The sequence below is a fragment of the Paracoccus sp. MBLB3053 genome, from assembly GCF_031822435.1.
GTDB classification, from domain to species: Bacteria; Pseudomonadota; Alphaproteobacteria; order Rhodobacterales; family Rhodobacteraceae; genus Paracoccus; species Paracoccus aurantius.
In genome coordinates this window covers 458,778-473,648 of the sequence record NZ_JAVQLW010000001.1, presented here as the reverse complement: position 1 = coordinate 473,648, position 14,871 = coordinate 458,778, and the positions used below count along the sequence as shown (strand labels likewise).

Annotated in this window: 26 protein-coding genes; all 26 read left to right on the top strand. The window is 61.0% G+C overall.

Annotated features, from left to right (window positions below):
• Nucleotides 1-43: 43 nt before the first annotated feature.
• Complete coding sequence (gene rplB / locus RGQ15_RS02370) at nucleotides 44-880, top strand: 50S ribosomal protein L2 (protein WP_311158613.1); 837 nt, start codon at nucleotides 44-46, stop codon at nucleotides 878-880.
• Between the two features lie 3 nt (nucleotides 881-883).
• Complete coding sequence (gene rpsS / locus RGQ15_RS02365; RefSeq protein ID WP_311158612.1) at nucleotides 884-1,162, top strand: 30S ribosomal protein S19; 279 nt, start codon at nucleotides 884-886, stop codon at nucleotides 1,160-1,162.
• A 5-nt stretch (nucleotides 1,163-1,167) separates the two neighbouring features.
• The gene (gene rplV / locus RGQ15_RS02360) at nucleotides 1,168-1,548 is read left to right on the top strand and encodes a 50S ribosomal protein L22 (RefSeq protein ID WP_311158610.1); all 381 of its coding nucleotides are present in this window, start codon (nucleotides 1,168-1,170) and stop codon (nucleotides 1,546-1,548) included.
• The gene (gene rpsC, locus RGQ15_RS02355; protein ID WP_311158609.1) at nucleotides 1,548-2,264 is read left to right on the top strand and encodes a 30S ribosomal protein S3; all 717 of its coding nucleotides are present in this window, start codon (nucleotides 1,548-1,550) and stop codon (nucleotides 2,262-2,264) included. The genes rplV and rpsC overlap by 1 nt, the downstream gene beginning before the upstream one ends.
• Before the next feature lie 12 nt (nucleotides 2,265-2,276).
• A complete protein-coding gene (rplP, locus tag RGQ15_RS02350) occupies nucleotides 2,277-2,690 on the top strand; it encodes a 50S ribosomal protein L16 (protein WP_311158608.1) in 414 nt (137 codons plus the stop codon).
• Between the two features lie 190 nt (nucleotides 2,691-2,880).
• Nucleotides 2,881-3,087, top strand: a complete 207-nt coding sequence (gene rpmC, locus RGQ15_RS02345) for a 50S ribosomal protein L29 (RefSeq protein ID WP_311158607.1) — start codon at nucleotides 2,881-2,883, stop codon at nucleotides 3,085-3,087.
• 12 nt (nucleotides 3,088-3,099) lie between these two features.
• Complete coding sequence (gene rpsQ, locus RGQ15_RS02340; protein ID WP_311158606.1) at nucleotides 3,100-3,348, top strand: 30S ribosomal protein S17; 249 nt, start codon at nucleotides 3,100-3,102, stop codon at nucleotides 3,346-3,348.
• 67 nt (nucleotides 3,349-3,415) lie between these two features.
• Nucleotides 3,416-3,784, top strand: coding sequence for a 50S ribosomal protein L14 (gene rplN, locus RGQ15_RS02335; protein ID WP_010400243.1), 369 nt, complete (start codon nucleotides 3,416-3,418; stop codon nucleotides 3,782-3,784).
• Nucleotides 3,784-4,089, top strand: a complete 306-nt coding sequence (gene rplX / locus RGQ15_RS02330; protein ID WP_311158605.1) for a 50S ribosomal protein L24 — start codon at nucleotides 3,784-3,786, stop codon at nucleotides 4,087-4,089. The genes rplN and rplX overlap by 1 nt, the downstream gene beginning before the upstream one ends.
• Nucleotides 4,089-4,649 carry a 50S ribosomal protein L5 gene (gene rplE / locus RGQ15_RS02325; protein ID WP_311158604.1) on the top strand — a complete coding sequence of 187 codons (561 nt, stop codon included), beginning with the start codon at nucleotides 4,089-4,091 and terminating at the stop codon, nucleotides 4,647-4,649. The genes rplX and rplE overlap by 1 nt, the downstream gene beginning before the upstream one ends.
• Nucleotides 4,650-4,667: 18 nt before the next feature.
• Nucleotides 4,668-4,973 (top strand): 30S ribosomal protein S14, encoded by a 306-nt coding sequence (gene rpsN / locus RGQ15_RS02320; RefSeq protein ID WP_134680215.1) that lies wholly within the window; start codon nucleotides 4,668-4,670, stop codon nucleotides 4,971-4,973.
• 9 nt (nucleotides 4,974-4,982) lie between these two features.
• Complete coding sequence (gene rpsH, locus RGQ15_RS02315; protein ID WP_311158603.1) at nucleotides 4,983-5,381, top strand: 30S ribosomal protein S8; 399 nt, start codon at nucleotides 4,983-4,985, stop codon at nucleotides 5,379-5,381.
• 11 nt (nucleotides 5,382-5,392) lie between these two features.
• Nucleotides 5,393-5,926 (top strand): 50S ribosomal protein L6, encoded by a 534-nt coding sequence (gene rplF / locus RGQ15_RS02310; protein WP_311158602.1) that lies wholly within the window; start codon nucleotides 5,393-5,395, stop codon nucleotides 5,924-5,926.
• An 11-nt stretch (nucleotides 5,927-5,937) separates the two neighbouring features.
• Nucleotides 5,938-6,297 (top strand): 50S ribosomal protein L18, encoded by a 360-nt coding sequence (rplR, locus tag RGQ15_RS02305; protein ID WP_311158601.1) that lies wholly within the window; start codon nucleotides 5,938-5,940, stop codon nucleotides 6,295-6,297.
• A gap of 115 nt (nucleotides 6,298-6,412) precedes the next feature.
• Nucleotides 6,413-6,982: a 30S ribosomal protein S5 gene (rpsE, locus tag RGQ15_RS02300; protein WP_311158600.1), complete on the top strand. Its 570-nt coding sequence runs from the start codon at nucleotides 6,413-6,415 to the stop codon at nucleotides 6,980-6,982.
• Nucleotides 6,983-6,993: 11 nt separating this feature from the next.
• Nucleotides 6,994-7,182, top strand: a complete 189-nt coding sequence (gene rpmD, locus RGQ15_RS02295; RefSeq protein ID WP_294926022.1) for a 50S ribosomal protein L30 — start codon at nucleotides 6,994-6,996, stop codon at nucleotides 7,180-7,182.
• Nucleotides 7,183-7,313: 131 nt separating this feature from the next.
• Entirely contained in the window at nucleotides 7,314-8,027 is a 714-nt protein-coding gene (locus RGQ15_RS02290; protein ID WP_311158599.1) for a hypothetical protein, read from the top strand.
• Nucleotides 8,028-8,153: 126 nt separating this feature from the next.
• Nucleotides 8,154-8,501 (top strand): hypothetical protein, encoded by a 348-nt coding sequence (locus RGQ15_RS02285; protein ID WP_311158598.1) that lies wholly within the window; start codon nucleotides 8,154-8,156, stop codon nucleotides 8,499-8,501.
• Between the two features lie 142 nt (nucleotides 8,502-8,643).
• Complete coding sequence (gene rplO / locus RGQ15_RS02280) at nucleotides 8,644-9,129, top strand: 50S ribosomal protein L15 (protein WP_311158597.1); 486 nt, start codon at nucleotides 8,644-8,646, stop codon at nucleotides 9,127-9,129.
• 102 nt (nucleotides 9,130-9,231) lie between these two features.
• Nucleotides 9,232-10,602 (top strand): preprotein translocase subunit SecY, encoded by a 1,371-nt coding sequence (gene secY, locus RGQ15_RS02275; RefSeq protein ID WP_311158596.1) that lies wholly within the window; start codon nucleotides 9,232-9,234, stop codon nucleotides 10,600-10,602.
• A gap of 39 nt (nucleotides 10,603-10,641) precedes the next feature.
• Nucleotides 10,642-11,229 carry an adenylate kinase gene (locus RGQ15_RS02270; protein ID WP_311158595.1) on the top strand — a complete coding sequence of 196 codons (588 nt, stop codon included), beginning with the start codon at nucleotides 10,642-10,644 and terminating at the stop codon, nucleotides 11,227-11,229.
• Between the two features lie 155 nt (nucleotides 11,230-11,384).
• The gene (gene rpsM / locus RGQ15_RS02265) at nucleotides 11,385-11,753 is read left to right on the top strand and encodes a 30S ribosomal protein S13 (protein WP_311158594.1); all 369 of its coding nucleotides are present in this window, start codon (nucleotides 11,385-11,387) and stop codon (nucleotides 11,751-11,753) included.
• Between the two features lie 13 nt (nucleotides 11,754-11,766).
• Nucleotides 11,767-12,156 carry a 30S ribosomal protein S11 gene (gene rpsK / locus RGQ15_RS02260; RefSeq protein WP_011747123.1) on the top strand — a complete coding sequence of 130 codons (390 nt, stop codon included), beginning with the start codon at nucleotides 11,767-11,769 and terminating at the stop codon, nucleotides 12,154-12,156.
• A 118-nt stretch (nucleotides 12,157-12,274) separates the two neighbouring features.
• On the top strand, nucleotides 12,275-13,291 hold the full coding sequence (locus RGQ15_RS02255; RefSeq protein WP_311158592.1) for a DNA-directed RNA polymerase subunit alpha: 1,017 nt from the start codon (nucleotides 12,275-12,277) through the stop codon (nucleotides 13,289-13,291).
• Nucleotides 13,292-13,457: 166 nt separating this feature from the next.
• On the top strand, nucleotides 13,458-13,877 hold the full coding sequence (gene rplQ / locus RGQ15_RS02250; protein ID WP_311158591.1) for a 50S ribosomal protein L17: 420 nt from the start codon (nucleotides 13,458-13,460) through the stop codon (nucleotides 13,875-13,877).
• A gap of 350 nt (nucleotides 13,878-14,227) precedes the next feature.
• Entirely contained in the window at nucleotides 14,228-14,839 is a 612-nt protein-coding gene (locus RGQ15_RS02245) for a helix-turn-helix transcriptional regulator (protein WP_311161018.1), read from the top strand.
• The last annotated feature ends 32 nt before the right edge of the window (nucleotides 14,840-14,871 follow it).

Sequence of the window (14,871 nt, the reverse complement as noted above, 5' to 3'; positions counted from 1 at the left end):
GAAACGGACCACCTACGGTCCAAAGCAACGGAAGACAGAAAGCATGGCACTCAAGTCGTATAAACCGACGACGCCTGGCCAGCGTGGGCTGGTTCTGATCGACCGTTCGGAGCTTTGGAAAGGGCGCCCGGTCAAATCCCTCACTGAGGGTCTGACCAAGAACGGCGGCCGGAACAACACCGGACGGATCACGATGCGCCGCAAGGGCGGCGGGGCGAAGCGTCTTTACCGCATCGTTGACTTCAAGCGCACCAAGTTCGATGTTTCGGCGACGGTCGAGCGGATCGAATACGATCCCAACCGCACCGCCTTCATCGCGCTCATCAAATACGAAGACGGCGAGCAGGCCTATATCCTCGCTCCGCAGCGTCTGGCAGTTGGCGACAAGGTTGTTGCCGGCGCCAAGGTTGACGTGAAGCCCGGTAACGCCATGCCCTTCTCGGGCATGCCGATCGGTACGATCGTTCACAACGTCGAGCTGAAGCCCGGCAAAGGCGGCCAGATCGCCCGTTCGGCTGGGACCTATGCCCAGTTCGTCGGCCGCGATGGCGGCTACGCCCAGATCCGCCTGTCCTCGGGCGAGCTGCGTCTGGTGCGTCAGGAATGCATGGCCACCATCGGCGCCGTGTCGAACTCCGACCACTCGAACCAGAACCTGGGTAAAGCAGGCCGCAACCGCCACAAGGGCATCCGCCCGAGCGTTCGCGGTGTTGCCATGAACCCGATCGACCACCCGCATGGTGGTGGTGAAGGCCGGACTTCGGGCGGTCGTCACCCGGTTACTCCCTGGGGCAAAGGCACCAAGGGCAACCGCACCCGCACGAACAAATCGACCGACAAGTACATCCTGCGGTCGCGTCACGCCAAGAAGGGACGCTAATCCATGGCACGTTCAGTTTGGAAGGGCCCCTTTGTCGACGCTTACGTGCTTCGCAAGGCCGAAAAAGCCCGCGACGCCGGCAAGTCGGATGTCATCAAGATTTGGTCGCGTCGTTCGACCATTCTGCCGCAATTTGTCGGCCTGACCTTCGGTGTCTACAATGGTCACAAGCATATCCCGGTCGCCGTGACCGAGGAGATGATCGGTCAGAAGTTTGGTGAATACTCGCCGACGCGGACCTATTACGGTCACGCCGCCGACAAGAAAGCGAAAAGGAAGTAATCGTCATGGGTAAGGAACAGAATCCGCGCCGCGTGGCGGATAACGAGGCGTTTGCGAAGACCAAGATGCTTCGCACCTCGCCGCAGAAGCTGAACCTGGTTGCGGCGCTGATCCGCGGCAAGAAGGTCGACAAGGCTCTGGCCGACCTGACCTTCTCGCACAAGCGTATCGCGGGCGACGTGAAGAAATGCCTTCAGTCGGCCATCGCCAATGCAGAGAACAACCACAATCTCGACGTCGACAATCTGATCGTCGCCGAAGCTTGGGTTGGCAAGAACCTGGTCATGAAACGTGGCCGTCCGCGCGCCCGTGGTCGTTACGGCAAGATCATGAAGCCGTTTTCGGAAATCACCATCAAGGTGCGTCAGGTCGAGGAGCGCGCGTAATGGGTCAGAAAGTAAACCCAATCGGGATGCGTCTTCAGGTCAACCGTACCTGGGACAGCCGTTGGTATGCGGATGACAAGGACTACGGCAACCTGTTGCTGGAAGACCTGAAGATCCGTGATTTCATCCATACGGAAGCCAAGCAAGCCGGCGTCAGCCGCGTCATCATCGAGCGTCCGCACAAGAAGTGCCGCGTCACGATCTATGCCGCGCGCCCGGGTGTCATCATCGGCAAAAAAGGCGCCGATATTGAAACCCTGCGCAAGAAGCTGACGAACTTCACCGACTCGGAACTGCACCTCAACATCGTTGAAGTCCGCAAGCCCGAGCTGGACGCCCAGTTGGTTGCCGAGTCGATCGCTCAGCAGCTCGAGCGCCGCGTTTCGTTCCGTCGCGCCATGAAGCGTGCCGTTCAGAACGCCATGCGCATGGGTGCACTGGGCATTCGTGTGAACGTTTCGGGCCGCCTTGGTGGCGCCGAGATCGCTCGTACCGAATGGTACCGCGAAGGCCGCGTTCCGCTGCACACCCTGCGCGCCGACATCGACTATGCACTGTCGGAAGCCACGACCCCCTACGGGATCATCGGTGTGAAGACCTGGATCTTCAAAGGCGAGATCATGGAGCATGACCCGCAGGCACGTGACCGTCGCGCGATTGAAGCGCAGGACGGCCCGTCTCCGCGTGGTCCGCGTCGTGACCGCGACGCGCGCTAAGGAGTAGTTGAGATGCTGCAACCGAAACGGACCAAGTTCCGCAAACAGCACAAGGGCCGGATCCACGGCGAAGCCAAGGGCGGTTTCGCCCTGAACTTCGGCTCGTTCGCCCTGAAGGCTACCGAGCCCGAGCGTGTCACCGCCCGCCAGATCGAAGCGGCCCGCCGCGCGATCACCCGTCACATGAAGCGTCAGGGCCGGGTCTGGATCCGGATTTTCCCGGACGTTCCGGTTTCCTCGAAGCCGACCGAAGTGCGGATGGGTAAAGGTAAGGGTTCGGTGGACTACTGGGCAGCTCGTGTTCACCCCGGCCGCATCATGTTCGAAATCGACGGCGTTGCCGAAGATATCGCGCGTGAAGCTCTGCGCCTGGGTGCCAACAAGCTGCCGGTGCTGACCCGCATCGTTGCCCGCGAAGACTGGTAATCCCAGTTCGCACCTGAAAGTGACGCCCCGTCGGGAAACCGGCGGGGCGTTCTACATGCAAGTTTTCCACAAAGAGGCTTGCAAAAAACGGGGTCTCCCTGTAAGGGCAAGCCTTCATCATGAAACTCCACCGGAATCAGGGTTGCCCTGGCAGCAGGGGCCCTCCGGTGATGTTGAAAGGAAATGGCGTATGAAAGCGCTGGAACTGAAAGACAAGACGCCGGACCAGCTGAAAGAACAGCTGCTCTCGCTGAAAAAGGAAGCGTTCAACCTGCGCTTCCAGCAGGCCACCGGCCAGCTCGAGTCGACCGCCCGCATGCGCGCCGTCCGTCGCGACGTCGCTCGTGTGAAAACCATTCTGAACCAGAAAGCGGCGGAAGCCGCGGCGTCGAACTAAGGAGCCAGGTCCATGCCCAAACGCATCCTGCAAGGCAAGGTCGTCAGCGACAAGAACGAACAGACCGTCACCGTTCTGGTTGAGCGTCGCTTCAAGCACCCGCTGCTGCACAAGACTGTGCGGTCGTCGAAGAAATACCGCGCTCATGACGCGGAAAACCAATTCAAGGTTGGTGACACCGTTCGTATCATCGAATGTGCCCCGATCTCGAAGACCAAGCGCTGGACTGTGCTTGTCGACGCTGTTGAAGCCTCGGCGTGAGCTTTTCCAGTCTTAATCGAAACCCTGGGGCCGGTGTTGCTGGTCCCCAAAGGTCGGGAGTAATCCAATGATCCAGATGCAGACCAATCTGGATGTCGCTGACAACTCCGGCGCTCGCCGAGTTCAGTGCATCAAGGTCCTGGGTGGCTCGCACCGTCGCTATGCGTCGGTGGGCGACATCATTGTCGTCTCCGTCAAGGAAGCCATTCCGCGCGGCCGCGTGAAGAAAGGTGATGTCCGCAAGGCCGTCGTCGTGCGCACCGCGAAAGAAGTGAAGCGTGAAGACGGCACCTCGATCCGTTTCGACCGCAACGCCGCCGTCATCCTGAACAACCAGGGTGAGCCGGTTGGTACCCGTATCTTCGGGCCGGTCGTTCGTGAGCTGCGTGCGAAGAACTTCATGAAGATCATCTCGCTCGCTCCGGAGGTGCTGTAATGGCTGCCAAGCTGAAAAAAGGCGACAAGGTCGTCGTGCTGGCCGGCAAGGACAAAGGCAAGCAGGGCGAGATCTCGGCTGTTCTTCCCAAAGAGAACAAGGCTGTTGTTGACGGCGTCAACGTCGCGATCCGCCACACCCGTCAGACCCAGACCTCGCAAGGTGGCCGCGTGGCGAAAGCCATGCCGATCGACCTGTCGAACCTGGCGCTCATGGACAAGAACGGTAAAGCGACCCGCGTCGGCTTCCGCGTGGAAGACGGCAAGAAAGTCCGCTTCGCCAAGACCACGGGAGACGTGATCTGATGCTGGACCAAGCCACCTACACGCCGCGTCTCAAAGCGCAGTTCCGCGACACCATTCGCGCTGCCCTGAAAGAAGAGTTCGGCTACAAGAACGACATGCAGATCCCGCGTCTGGACAAGATCGTCCTGAACATGGGCATCGGCGAAGCCGTGAAAGACACGAAAAAGGTCAAGCAAGGTGCTGAAGAGCTCTCGCTGATCGCGGGTCAGAAGGCTGTCATCACCCATGCCAAGAAGTCCATCGCAGGCTTCCGCGTCCGTGAAGAAATGCCGCTGGGCACGAAAGTGACCCTGCGTGGCGACCGGATGTACGAATTCCTGGATCGCCTGATCAACATCGCGCTGCCGCGCGTCCGCGACTTCCGCGGCGTCAAGGGCAGCTCGTTCGATGGTCGCGGCAACTACGCCATGGGCCTGAAAGAGCACATCGTGTTCCCGGAAATCAACTTCGACAAGGTCGACGAAGTTCTGGGGATGGACATCATCATCTGCACCACCGCGCCGACCGACGCGGAAGCGAAATCGCTGTTGAAGCACTTCAACATGCCGTTCAACAGCTGATCGCGAAGGGAAAGAGATATGGCTAAGAAATCCATGGTCGAGCGCGAGAAGAAGCGCGAGAAACTGGTTCAGAAATACGCCGCCAAGCGCGCTGCCCTGAACGAAGTCATCCACGACCAGTCCCGCCCGATGGAAGAGCGCTTCAAGGCCAGCCTGAAACTGGCTGAACTGCCGCGCAATTCCTCGGCTACGCGTCTGCACAACCGGTGCCAACTGACCGGCCGTCCGCACGCGTATTACCGTAAACTGAAACTGTCGCGGATCATGCTGCGCGAGCTCGGCTCGTTCGGTCAGATCCCTGGCATGGTCAAATCGAGCTGGTAAGGGGGCATTATGTCGATGAACGATCCTCTCGGCGATATGCTGACCCGCATCCGCAATGCTCAGATGCGCGGCAAATCGACCGTTCGCACTCCGGCCTCCAAGCTGCGCGCTTGGGTTCTGGACGTGCTGAAATCCGAAGGCTACATCCGCGGCTATGAAGCCACGACCTCTGCGTCGGGCCATGCCGAACTGGAAATCAGCCTGAAATACTACGAAGGCACTCCGGTCATCCGCGAACTCGCGCGCGTGTCCAAACCCGGTCGCCGGGTTTATGCCTCGGTCAAGGAAATCCCGTCGGTCCGCAACGGCCTGGGCGTTTCCATCGTCTCGACGCCGAAAGGCGTGATGTCGGACGCAGCGGCTCGCAACGCCAATGTTGGCGGCGAAGTCCTCTGCACCGTGTTCTAAGGAGGGCAGAGATGTCTCGGATTGGTAAAAAACCGGTCGCCCTCCCGAAAGGCGTGACTGCTGAAATCAAAGGTCAGACGATTGAAGTGAAAGGCCCGAAAGGCGCCCGTACCTTCACTGCGACCGACGATGTGACGCTCTCGCTCGAGGACGGTGCCGTCAAGGTCGCTCCGCGCGGCCAGTCGAAGCGCGCTCGCCAGCAGTGGGGCATGACCCGCTCGATGGTCGAGAACCTGACTGTCGGCGTCAGCGAAGGCTTCAAGAAAGAGCTGGAAATCCAGGGCGTGGGTTACCGCGCCACGATGCAGGGCAAAACCCTGAAACTGGCTCTGGGCTATTCGCATGACGTGAACTTCGAAACGCCGGAAGGCGTGACGATCACCTCGCCGAAGCAGACCGAGATCGTGATCGAAGGCATCGACCAGCAGCTGGTCGGCCAGGTTGCGGCAAACATCCGCGAGTGGCGTCAGCCCGAGCCCTACAAGGGCAAAGGCATCCGCTACAAGGGTGAGGTCGTCTTCCGCAAGGAAGGCAAGAAGAAGTAAGGGGCGCGAAAATGGCACTGAACAAACGAGAGCTGTTCCTCAAGCGCCGCCTGCGCGTCCGGAACAAACTGCGGAAGATCTCGGACGGCCGTCCGCGTCTGTCCGTTCACCGTTCGTCCAAGAACATCTCGGTCCAACTGATCGACGACGTGAAAGGGGTCACCCTGGCCTCGGCCTCGTCACTCGAGAAGGACCTGGGCGTTGTTGGCAAGAACAACCTGGAAGCCGCGGCCAAGATCGGCGCTGCAATTGCAGAGCGCGCGAAGAAGGCCGGCGTCGAAGAAGTCATCTTCGACCGCGGTGGTTTCCTGTTCCACGGCAAGATCAAAGCGCTGGCCGATGCGGCCCGCGAAGGTGGTCTGAAGTTCTAAGTACTGCGGGCGGTGTTCGCACCGCCCCGATGATCCGGGGGCCATTGGCTTGCCTTTGGCCCACCAGGATCGGATTTAACGGCGCCACCCGCGCCAGTTGAAAAAGGAATGCCATATGGCAGAACGTGAAAACCGTCGGGGTCGCCGCGAAGATCGCGAAGAAACCCCGGAATTCGCCGACCGCTTGGTCGCGATCAACCGTGTGTCGAAAACCGTCAAGGGTGGTAAGCGCTTCGGCTTCGCCGCTCTCGTCGTTGTCGGCGACCAGCGTGGCCGTGTCGGCTTCGGCAAGGGCAAGGCCAAAGAGGTCCCCGAGGCGATCCGCAAGGCAACCGAGCAAGCGAAACGTTCGCTGGTTCGCGTCCCGCTGCGCGACGGCCGCACCCTGCACCACGATATCGAAGGCCGTCACGGCGCCGGTAAAGTGATCATGCGGACCGCCGTTCCGGGTACCGGGATCATCGCCGGTGGTCCGATGCGCGCTGTCTTCGAGATGCTGGGCGTTCAGGACGTTGTTGCGAAGTCGCAAGGCTCGCAGAACCCCTACAACATGATCCGCGCCACCATCGACGGTCTCAAGAAGGAAGCTTCGCCCCGCAACGTCGCCCAGCGTCGTGGCAAGAAGGTGGCGGACATCCTGCCCTCGAACGACAAGCCGGCTGCTGAAGCCGCTGTCGAAGCGTAAGGAGCGGACACATGGCTAAAACCATCGTCGTCAAGCAGATCGGCTCGCCGATCCGTCGTCCGGCCGTCCAGCGCGAGACGCTGAAAGGCCTGGGGCTGAACAAGATGAACCGCACCCGCGAGCTGGAAGACACTCCGGCCGTGCGCGGCATGGTCAACAAGATCCCGCATCTGGTGACCATCATCGAAGAGCGCGGCTGATTTCGGCCCGCACCTGATCTATGAAGCGCCCCGGAGAGATCCGGGGCGTTTTGCTTTGCGCGGCTCTGTTAACCTTCTGCTAACCAGTTCCCGGCTACCTTCCGTCGGCAATTCCCGCGAAGGAGCATGAGATGGGGCGAAAATGGCTGCGCTGGCTTGCCCTGATCGCGCTGCTTCATCCTGCGATCGCTGCCGCCGGCCCCTGGCCGCGAGGGCAGGGGCAGAGCTTTCTCGCGCTCTCGGATGAGCGCGACGCGGACAAGAACAGCTATAGCAGCCTGTATGGCGAATATGGCCTGACCCCGCGCCAGACCCTTGGCTTCGAACTCGGCTATACCAATGTCGGCGAGACGAGCGCGCTTTTCTGGCTGCAGCATGCGCCAGAGCCCTTGGGCGAAAACCGGCTGTCCTTCTCGCTTGGGATCGGCATGGCAAAGCGGGACGGCATGTTCCTTCCCCTGGCCCAGGCTGGGGCGAACTGGGGCAGGGGGTTCCAGGGCATCATGCAGGGCGGCTGGCTGTCGCTTGAGACACGGCTGAAGGTCGCGGGGGCGATGAAGGATCAGGCGGAATTGGCCGAACTTCCGGCCAGCATGCTCGGCTACCTCACCTCGGAAGTGACCAGCAAGGCCGATCTGACCATTGGACTGCATGCGACGCAGGCAATGATGATCATCAACCAGTTCCGTCTTGAACAGACGGAGGAGGCCGGCTTTTCCGCCAAGCTCGCGACCAGCGTCGTCCACGACGTGATTGGCCCCGCGAAGATCGAACTGGGCCTGATCACCCCGCTGTCCGGCCCTGATGAGGCTGCGGTCAAGCTGGGGACCTGGCTTGAGTTCTGAACGCCCGTAACCATTCTGAATTTTCGAGAAAGGAATCGTTTCGTGGCGGCGCGCGCGAGAGCATATTCCGCGCAGGGCTGAGGCCCCTTGGCGCAGCCCATTTTGGTTCATGGGTGGAGTGGTTCAATGTTCAACTGGGTTGGAATATCGTTAGCTGCGACGCTGCTTCTTGCTGGGCCTGTCCTCGCACAGGACCAGAACAATGTTCCTTATCGGGAAAAGGTCAATCTCAAGGTCGGACAGGCGATGGTCATCCACGGCAAGCGCGGTGAATGTGGTCAGTTGCCCCCGAAATCGGAACTCAAGCCCATCAAGTTCAAGACCGGGCATGTCCAGTTCGGCAAGCCTGGCACGCGGATGAGCAACAGCTGCAAGGGGCCGACACCAGTCTATGAGGCGATCTTTGTCGCCGAGCGGGCCGGTCGCGAGGTGATCGAACTTTACGGCGATCCGATCTCGATCACCGTAAAATAGCTCGGTATCGCTGCTTGCACTTGAACAGGGACCTGCCGGGGGGTATAGGCTGCGGCTGCTCCCCGATGGGAGTTCAACTGATTCATCATGCCGTGTTCGTCCCTTAGCTTCGCGGGACGTTTCCGGCTCTAGGAGAAGCAAAATGAAACTGCATGAACTTCGCGACAACGAAGGCGCCTCGCGCAAGAAGAAACGCGTTGCACGTGGTCCCGGCTCGGGCAAGGGCAAGACCGCTGGCCGTGGTATCAAGGGTCAGACCTCGCGTTCGGGCGTCGCGCTGAACGGTTACGAAGGCGGCCAGATGCCGCTGTATCGCCGCCTGCCGAAGCGCGGCTTCAGCAAGCCGAATCGCCTTGAATTCGCCGTCGTCAACCTGGGCCAGCTGCAGGCCTTCGTCGATGCGGGCAAGCTCGACGCCAAATCTGACGTCACCGCCGAGGTCCTGGTCGCTTCCGGCGTCATCCGCCGCAAGCTGGACGGTGTCCGCGTTCTGGCGAAGGGCGAACTGAGCGCCGCGCTGAACCTGACCGTCGCTGGTGCGTCGAAGGCCGCTGTCGAGGCCGTCGAGAAGGCCGGTGGCAAGATCACCGTGACCCGCCCGGTCAAAGAAGAAGCCGCGGCGGAATAAGCTGTTGAAGGGCGCGCCCGCGCCCAATACATAGCTACAAGTTTTCCAGGCGCCGCGGGATCGGGAAACGATCCGGCGGCGCTGCCATGAAGGGGCATACGTATGGCGTCAGCCGCAGAACAGATGGCCGCGAACCTGTCATGGGGCGCGCTCGGCAAGGCGACCGAGCTGCGTCAGAGGATCTGGTTCACCCTCGGACTTCTCATCATCTACCGCCTTGGCACCTACATTCCGGTGCCCGGCATCGACGGCGCGGCGCTGCGCAACTTCATGGACCAGGCGCAAGCCGGCCTTGGTGGCATCCTGTCGATGTTCACCGGCGGCGCCCTCGGCCGGATGGGCGTCTTCGCGCTCGGCATCATGCCCTATATCTCGGCCTCGATCATCGTCCAGCTGCTGGCCTCGATGGTCCCCGCGCTCGAGCAGCTCAAGAAAGAGGGCGAGCAGGGCCGCAAGAAAATCAACCAGTATACCCGTTACGGCACGGTCGCGCTGGCGCTGTTCCAGGCCTGGGGTCTGGCGGTCAGCCTCGAGCATGGCAATCTCGCGCATGAGCCGGGGATGTTCTTCCGCGCCTCGGTCGTGATCACGCTTGTCGGCGGTACCATGTTCCTGATGTGGCTGGGTGAACAGATCACCGCCCGCGGCATCGGCAACGGCATCTCGCTCATCATCTTCGTCGGCATCGTCGCCGAGATCCCCGGCCACCTCGCCCAATTCCTGGCGCAGGGCCGTTCGGGTGCGATCTCGACCCCGGTGATCCTGGGCGTGATCGTGATGGTGGTCGCGGTGATCGCCTTCGTCGTGTTCATGGAACGCGCGCTGCGCAAGATCCACATCCAGTATCCGCGCCGCCAGGTCGGGATGAAGGTCTATGACGGGCAATCGTCGCACCTGCCGATCAAGGTCAACCCGGCGGGCGTCATCCCGGCGATCTTCGCCAGCTCGCTTCTGCTGCTGCCGGTGACGATCTCGACCTTCTCGGGCAACCAGACCGGCCCGATCATGTCGACGCTCCTGGCCTATTTCGGTCCGGGCCAGCCGCTTTACCTGATCTTCTTCGCGGCGATGATCGTGTTCTTCGCCTATTTCTACACGTTCAACGTCAGCTTCAAACCTGACGACGTGGCCGAGAACCTCAAGAACCAGGGCGGCTTCATCCCCGGCATCCGACCGGGCAAGCGGACCGAAGATTACCTGGCCTATGTCGTCAGCCGCGTGCTGGTGATCGGTTCGGGCTATCTCGCGGCGGTCTGCATGCTGCCCGAAGTGATCCGGCATCAGCTGGCGATCCCGTTCTACTTCGGAGGCACCTCGGTGCTGATCGTGGTCAGTGTTGTCATGGATACGATCAACCAGGTGCAAAGCCACTTGCTTGCCCATCAATACGAAGGTTTGATCGAGAAATCGCAGCTTCGTGGCAAACGGAAGCCGGGGACCGCGCGCCCCCGCAAGGCTCCGGCCCGTCGCTAAAAGGGAGAGAGGCCCCGAAGCGGGCGAAAGAGGGACAGTATGGCGACCAATATCATTCTGCTCGGCCCCCCCGGGGCCGGCAAGGGCACCCAGGCACGGCGCTTGATCGAGGAACGCGGCCTTGTGCAGCTTTCGACCGGCGACATGCTCCGCGAGGCGCGCAGCTCGGGCACCGAGATGGGCAAGCGCGTGGCCGAGGTGATGGATCGGGGCGAATTGGTGACGGATGAAATCGTCATCGGCCTGATCAGGGAAAAGCTCGAACAGGGCGGCAAGGGCTTCATCTTCGACGGCTTCCCGCGCACGCTCGCGCAGGCCGATGCGCTTGGCAAGTTGCTCGATGAGTTCGGCATGGAGCTCGATGCGGCAATCGAGCTCAAGGTCGATGACGAGGCCCTGGTCGGGCGCATCGTCAAGCGCGCCGACGAGGCGCGCGCCGCGGGTGAACAGGTCCGCAAGGACGACACGCCCGAGGTCTTTGCCGACCGGCTGCGCGAATATTACAAGAAGACCGCGCCGCTTCTGGGCTACTACTATGCCAATGGCGACCTGCAGCAGGTCGACGGCATGGCCTCGATGGACGAGGTCGCGGCGCAGGTCGCGGCCATTCTGGACCAACAGGCTTGACCTGCGCCTGTCGTGCCTATATTGCACGGCATCTCGCATGAGAATCACCCGGCCATTCCGGGTGTCAGTTGAAGGCCCGAAGGCAAAGCTTTCGGGTCTTTGGTTGTGAAAAAAGGTTCCGGTACTACGGAACCGCAACATGAGAAGGAAAACGCGTGGCTCGTATTGCTGGCGTCAACATTCCGACCGGGAAACGCGTCCCGATCGCACTGACCTATATCCACGGGATCGGCCCGAAATTCGCCGATGAAATCATCTCGGCTGTCGGTATCGACGCGACCCGTCGCGTGAACGAACTGTCGGATGCCGAAGTTCTGTCGATCCGCGAATACATCGATGCCAACCTGACCGTCGAAGGCGACCTTCGCCGCGAGACGCAGATGAACATCAAGCGCATGATGGACCTGGGTTCGTACCGTGGTCTGCGTCACCGTCGTGGCCTGCCGGTCCGCGGTCAGCGCACCCACACCAATGCCCGTACCCGCAAGGGCCCGGCGAAGCCGATCGCTGGCAAGAAGAAGTAAGGGGTAACGGACAATGGCACGCGATAAAACCCGCATCAAGCGCAAGGAACGCAAGAACATCGCCACTGGCGTGGCGCATGTGAACTCGTCCTTCAACAACACCAAGATCCTGATCTCGGACGTGCAAGGCAACGCGATCTCCTGGTCGTCGGCTGGCACCATGGGCTTCAAGGGCTCGCGCAAATCGACCCCTTACGCCGCCCAGATGGCCGCTGAAGACGCTGGCAAGAAAGCCCAGGAACATGGCGTCCGCACGCTGGAAGTCGAAGTTCAAGGCCCCGGTTCGGGCCGTGAATCGGCTCTGCGCGCGCTGGCTGCCGTCGGTTTCAACATCACGGCCATCCGTGACGTGACCCCGATCGCGCACAATGGCTGCCGCCCGCCGAAACGTCGCCGGGTCTAATTCGGATTTGTGACAACGCGTTCCGCGCCGGTCTCCGGCGCGGGCGCGATTTTCGCATTCAACCTCGGGCGTTTCCGGCCACCGGTCATGGGCTGGAAACAGGTATGGAGGCAAACGCATGATCCACAAGAATTGGGCTGAACTGATCAAGCCGACCCAGCTTGAAATCAAGCCGGGCGCTGATTCGACCCGCGTCGCCACTGTCGTCGCGGAACCGCTCGAGCGCGGGTTCGGCCTGACGCTGGGCAACGCGCTGCGCCGCGTGCTGCTGTCCTCGCTGCAAGGCGCGGCCATCACCTCGGTTCAGATCGACAACGTCCTCCACGAGTTCTCGTCGGTTCCCGGCGTGCGTGAAGACGTCACCGACATCGTCCTGAACCTCAAGGGCGTGACGCTGAAAATGGAAGTCGATGCGCCCAAGCGCCTGACGCTTTCGGCCAAGGGTCCGGGCGAGGTGAAGGCCGGCGACATTCAGGAAACGGCAGGGATTACCATCCTGAACCGCGACCATGTCATCTGCCACCTCGATGACGGCGCCGAGCTGCACATGGAACTGACCGTCGCGACGGGCAAGGGCTATGTCGCCGCCGACAAGAACCGTCCCGAGGATGCGCCCATCGGCCTGATCCCGATCGACGCGATCTTCTCGCCGGTCAAGCGCGTCAGCTATGAAGTCACCCCGACCCGCGAAGGTCAGGTTCTCGACTATGACAAGCTGACGATGAAGGTCGAAACCGACGGCTCGCTGACCCCGGAAGACGCGGTGGCCTATGCCGCGCGCATCGTCCAGGACCAGCTCTCGGTCTTCGTGAACTTCGAAGAACCCGAAGCCGCGACCCGTTCGGATGCCGATGATGGCCTGGAATTCGATCCGCGCCTTCTCAAGAAGGTCGACGAGCTCGAACTGTCCGTCCGTTCGGCGAACTGCCTCAAGAACGACAACATCGTCTATATCGGCGACCTCATCCAGAAGACCGAAGCCGAGATGCTCCGCACCCCGAACTTCGGCCGCAAGTCGCTGAACGAGATCAAGGAAGTGCTTTCGGGCATGGGCCTGCATCTCGGGATGGATGTCGTGGACTGGCCGCCGGAAAACATCGAAGACGTTGCAAAACGCTTCGACGACCAGTTCTAAGGAAATACCGGGGGCGGCATACGCCCTGTGTACAGCCTGTGTACGCGTGGTGTACGCATGTCGCCCCCGGAAATTCGCCGAAAGGCACCTGGGCAATCCTGCCCCAAGGAGAGTGGCCCCCACGCAGGGTCGCCGGACAAAGCAAAAGACGTAAAGGAGAAACATCATGCGTCACGCCCGCGGTTACCGCCGTCTGAACCGTACCCATGAGCACCGCAAGGCGCTCTTCGCCAACATGGCCGGCTCGCTGATCGAGCACGAGCAGATCAAGACGACCCTGCCGAAAGCCAAGGAACTTCGCCCGATCGTTGAAAAACTGATCACACTGGCGAAGCGCGGCGACCTGCACGCCCGTCGTCAGGCCGATGCCCAGCTGAAGCAGGACCAGCACGTCGCGAAACTCTTCGAAGTGCTCGGCGCCCGCTACAAGGACCGTCAGGGTGGCTATGTCCGCATCCTGAAAGCCGGCTTCCGCTACGGCGACATGGCTCCGATGGCGATCATCGAACTCGTCGACCGTGACACCAGTGCCAAAGGTGCGAGCGACCGCGCCCGCCTGGAAGCCGAATCGGCCGCCGAGGAATAAGAAATTTAATCCTTTCCTAGGGTTAAGTCTTTCCTTAAGCCCGCAGCCCGATTCGTGGCTGCGGGCTTTTTGCAACACAAAATTGTTTCAGCTTTGGAACGAATCAAGTTTCAGTTGAGACAGGCGACTCGCCATCGGGGCTGCTCAGATCGCTGGATTTGTGCGGAAATATGCCGAAAGACGTCGGGAAACCGAGCACTCTGGAAAGCGTTGAGTCATGCAAAATGACGTCCGGTCTTGAAAGTCGAGTGAAAAAATCACCGCTCGCAATACCAGTTACGCTTGAATACACTTACTGCATTACCCTTTTATGGCTCCAATCCTATCGAACGCAATCTGTCCAATTGGTCATGTCTTCTCGCGCGGAAATCAACGCAGCACTTGCTAAGCTGAAAAAGCTGGCCCCGGCCGGGTATTTCGTCGGTCTTCATATTCGGTTCGCCGCACCGTTGATGCAGTTCCAGACCTATAACAAGGAATGGTCCGTGCGTTACGCCGAGCGGGCCTATGCCCTACGCGATCCCACGATCGCCTGGGGTTTCTCGACCACGGGCGCCTGCCGGTGGAGCGTGCTGCCGATCCCGGATCCCTTCGCGATCCTGCAGGATGCGGCCGATCACGGGCTGAACTTTGGCCTGGCTGTCGCACACGGGCCGATCAAGTCGCGCACGATCTGCTGTTTTGCCCATGACAAACGTGAATTCACGGATGACGAGATCGAAGCGATCTCGGCAACAGTTCGGCGTCTCCATGACATCACGGAGCCGCCGGAGAGCCTGACCAAGGCTCAGCAAGAGGCCCTTCGGTGTATCGCAGAGGGTGATCGTCACGCAGCGGCGGCTGCCAAACTTGGTATCACGGAAAGCGCATTCAAGGCTCGTCTCATATCGGCGCGCGAACGTCTCATGGCGCGTACGACTGCCGAGGCGCTCCAGAGGGCCAAGGACTACCGCTTGCTGTAGAAATACGGTCCGCCTTTGGCGAGGTCGACACC

What these genes read in the sequence shown, in the direction of transcription:
- rpsS (WP_311158612.1), top strand. Translation starts at nt 884, where the DNA reads ATGGCACGTTCAGTTTGGAAGGGCCCCTTTGTCGACGCTTACGTGCTT.
- rplB (WP_311158613.1), top strand. Translation starts at nt 44, where the DNA reads ATGGCACTCAAGTCGTATAAACCGACGACGCCTGGCCAGCGTGGGCTG.
- rpsK (WP_011747123.1), top strand. Translation starts at nt 11,767, where the DNA reads ATGGCACGCGATAAAACCCGCATCAAGCGCAAGGAACGCAAGAACATC.
- rpsH (WP_311158603.1), top strand. Translation starts at nt 4,983, where the DNA reads ATGTCGATGAACGATCCTCTCGGCGATATGCTGACCCGCATCCGCAAT.
- rpmC (WP_311158607.1), top strand. Translation starts at nt 2,881, where the DNA reads ATGAAAGCGCTGGAACTGAAAGACAAGACGCCGGACCAGCTGAAAGAA.
- rpsQ (WP_311158606.1), top strand. Translation starts at nt 3,100, where the DNA reads ATGCCCAAACGCATCCTGCAAGGCAAGGTCGTCAGCGACAAGAACGAA.
- rplO (WP_311158597.1), top strand. Translation starts at nt 8,644, where the DNA reads ATGAAACTGCATGAACTTCGCGACAACGAAGGCGCCTCGCGCAAGAAG.
- rpsN (WP_134680215.1), top strand. Translation starts at nt 4,668, where the DNA reads ATGGCTAAGAAATCCATGGTCGAGCGCGAGAAGAAGCGCGAGAAACTG.
- rplN (WP_010400243.1), top strand. Translation starts at nt 3,416, where the DNA reads ATGATCCAGATGCAGACCAATCTGGATGTCGCTGACAACTCCGGCGCT.
- RGQ15_RS02285 (WP_311158598.1), top strand. Translation starts at nt 8,154, where the DNA reads ATGTTCAACTGGGTTGGAATATCGTTAGCTGCGACGCTGCTTCTTGCT.
- rpsE (WP_311158600.1), top strand. Translation starts at nt 6,413, where the DNA reads ATGGCAGAACGTGAAAACCGTCGGGGTCGCCGCGAAGATCGCGAAGAA.
- secY (WP_311158596.1), top strand. Translation starts at nt 9,232, where the DNA reads ATGGCGTCAGCCGCAGAACAGATGGCCGCGAACCTGTCATGGGGCGCG.
- rplX (WP_311158605.1), top strand. Translation starts at nt 3,784, where the DNA reads ATGGCTGCCAAGCTGAAAAAAGGCGACAAGGTCGTCGTGCTGGCCGGC.
- rplE (WP_311158604.1), top strand. Translation starts at nt 4,089, where the DNA reads ATGCTGGACCAAGCCACCTACACGCCGCGTCTCAAAGCGCAGTTCCGC.
- rpmD (WP_294926022.1), top strand. Translation starts at nt 6,994, where the DNA reads ATGGCTAAAACCATCGTCGTCAAGCAGATCGGCTCGCCGATCCGTCGT.
- RGQ15_RS02290 (WP_311158599.1), top strand. Translation starts at nt 7,314, where the DNA reads ATGGGGCGAAAATGGCTGCGCTGGCTTGCCCTGATCGCGCTGCTTCAT.
- rplV (WP_311158610.1), top strand. Translation starts at nt 1,168, where the DNA reads ATGGGTAAGGAACAGAATCCGCGCCGCGTGGCGGATAACGAGGCGTTT.
- rplF (WP_311158602.1), top strand. Translation starts at nt 5,393, where the DNA reads ATGTCTCGGATTGGTAAAAAACCGGTCGCCCTCCCGAAAGGCGTGACT.
- RGQ15_RS02255 (WP_311158592.1), top strand. Translation starts at nt 12,275, where the DNA reads ATGATCCACAAGAATTGGGCTGAACTGATCAAGCCGACCCAGCTTGAA.
- rplR (WP_311158601.1), top strand. Translation starts at nt 5,938, where the DNA reads ATGGCACTGAACAAACGAGAGCTGTTCCTCAAGCGCCGCCTGCGCGTC.
- RGQ15_RS02245 (WP_311161018.1), top strand. Translation starts at nt 14,228, where the DNA reads ATGTCTTCTCGCGCGGAAATCAACGCAGCACTTGCTAAGCTGAAAAAG.
- rpsC (WP_311158609.1), top strand. Translation starts at nt 1,548, where the DNA reads ATGGGTCAGAAAGTAAACCCAATCGGGATGCGTCTTCAGGTCAACCGT.
- rplP (WP_311158608.1), top strand. Translation starts at nt 2,277, where the DNA reads ATGCTGCAACCGAAACGGACCAAGTTCCGCAAACAGCACAAGGGCCGG.
- rplQ (WP_311158591.1), top strand. Translation starts at nt 13,458, where the DNA reads ATGCGTCACGCCCGCGGTTACCGCCGTCTGAACCGTACCCATGAGCAC.
- RGQ15_RS02270 (WP_311158595.1), top strand. Translation starts at nt 10,642, where the DNA reads ATGGCGACCAATATCATTCTGCTCGGCCCCCCCGGGGCCGGCAAGGGC.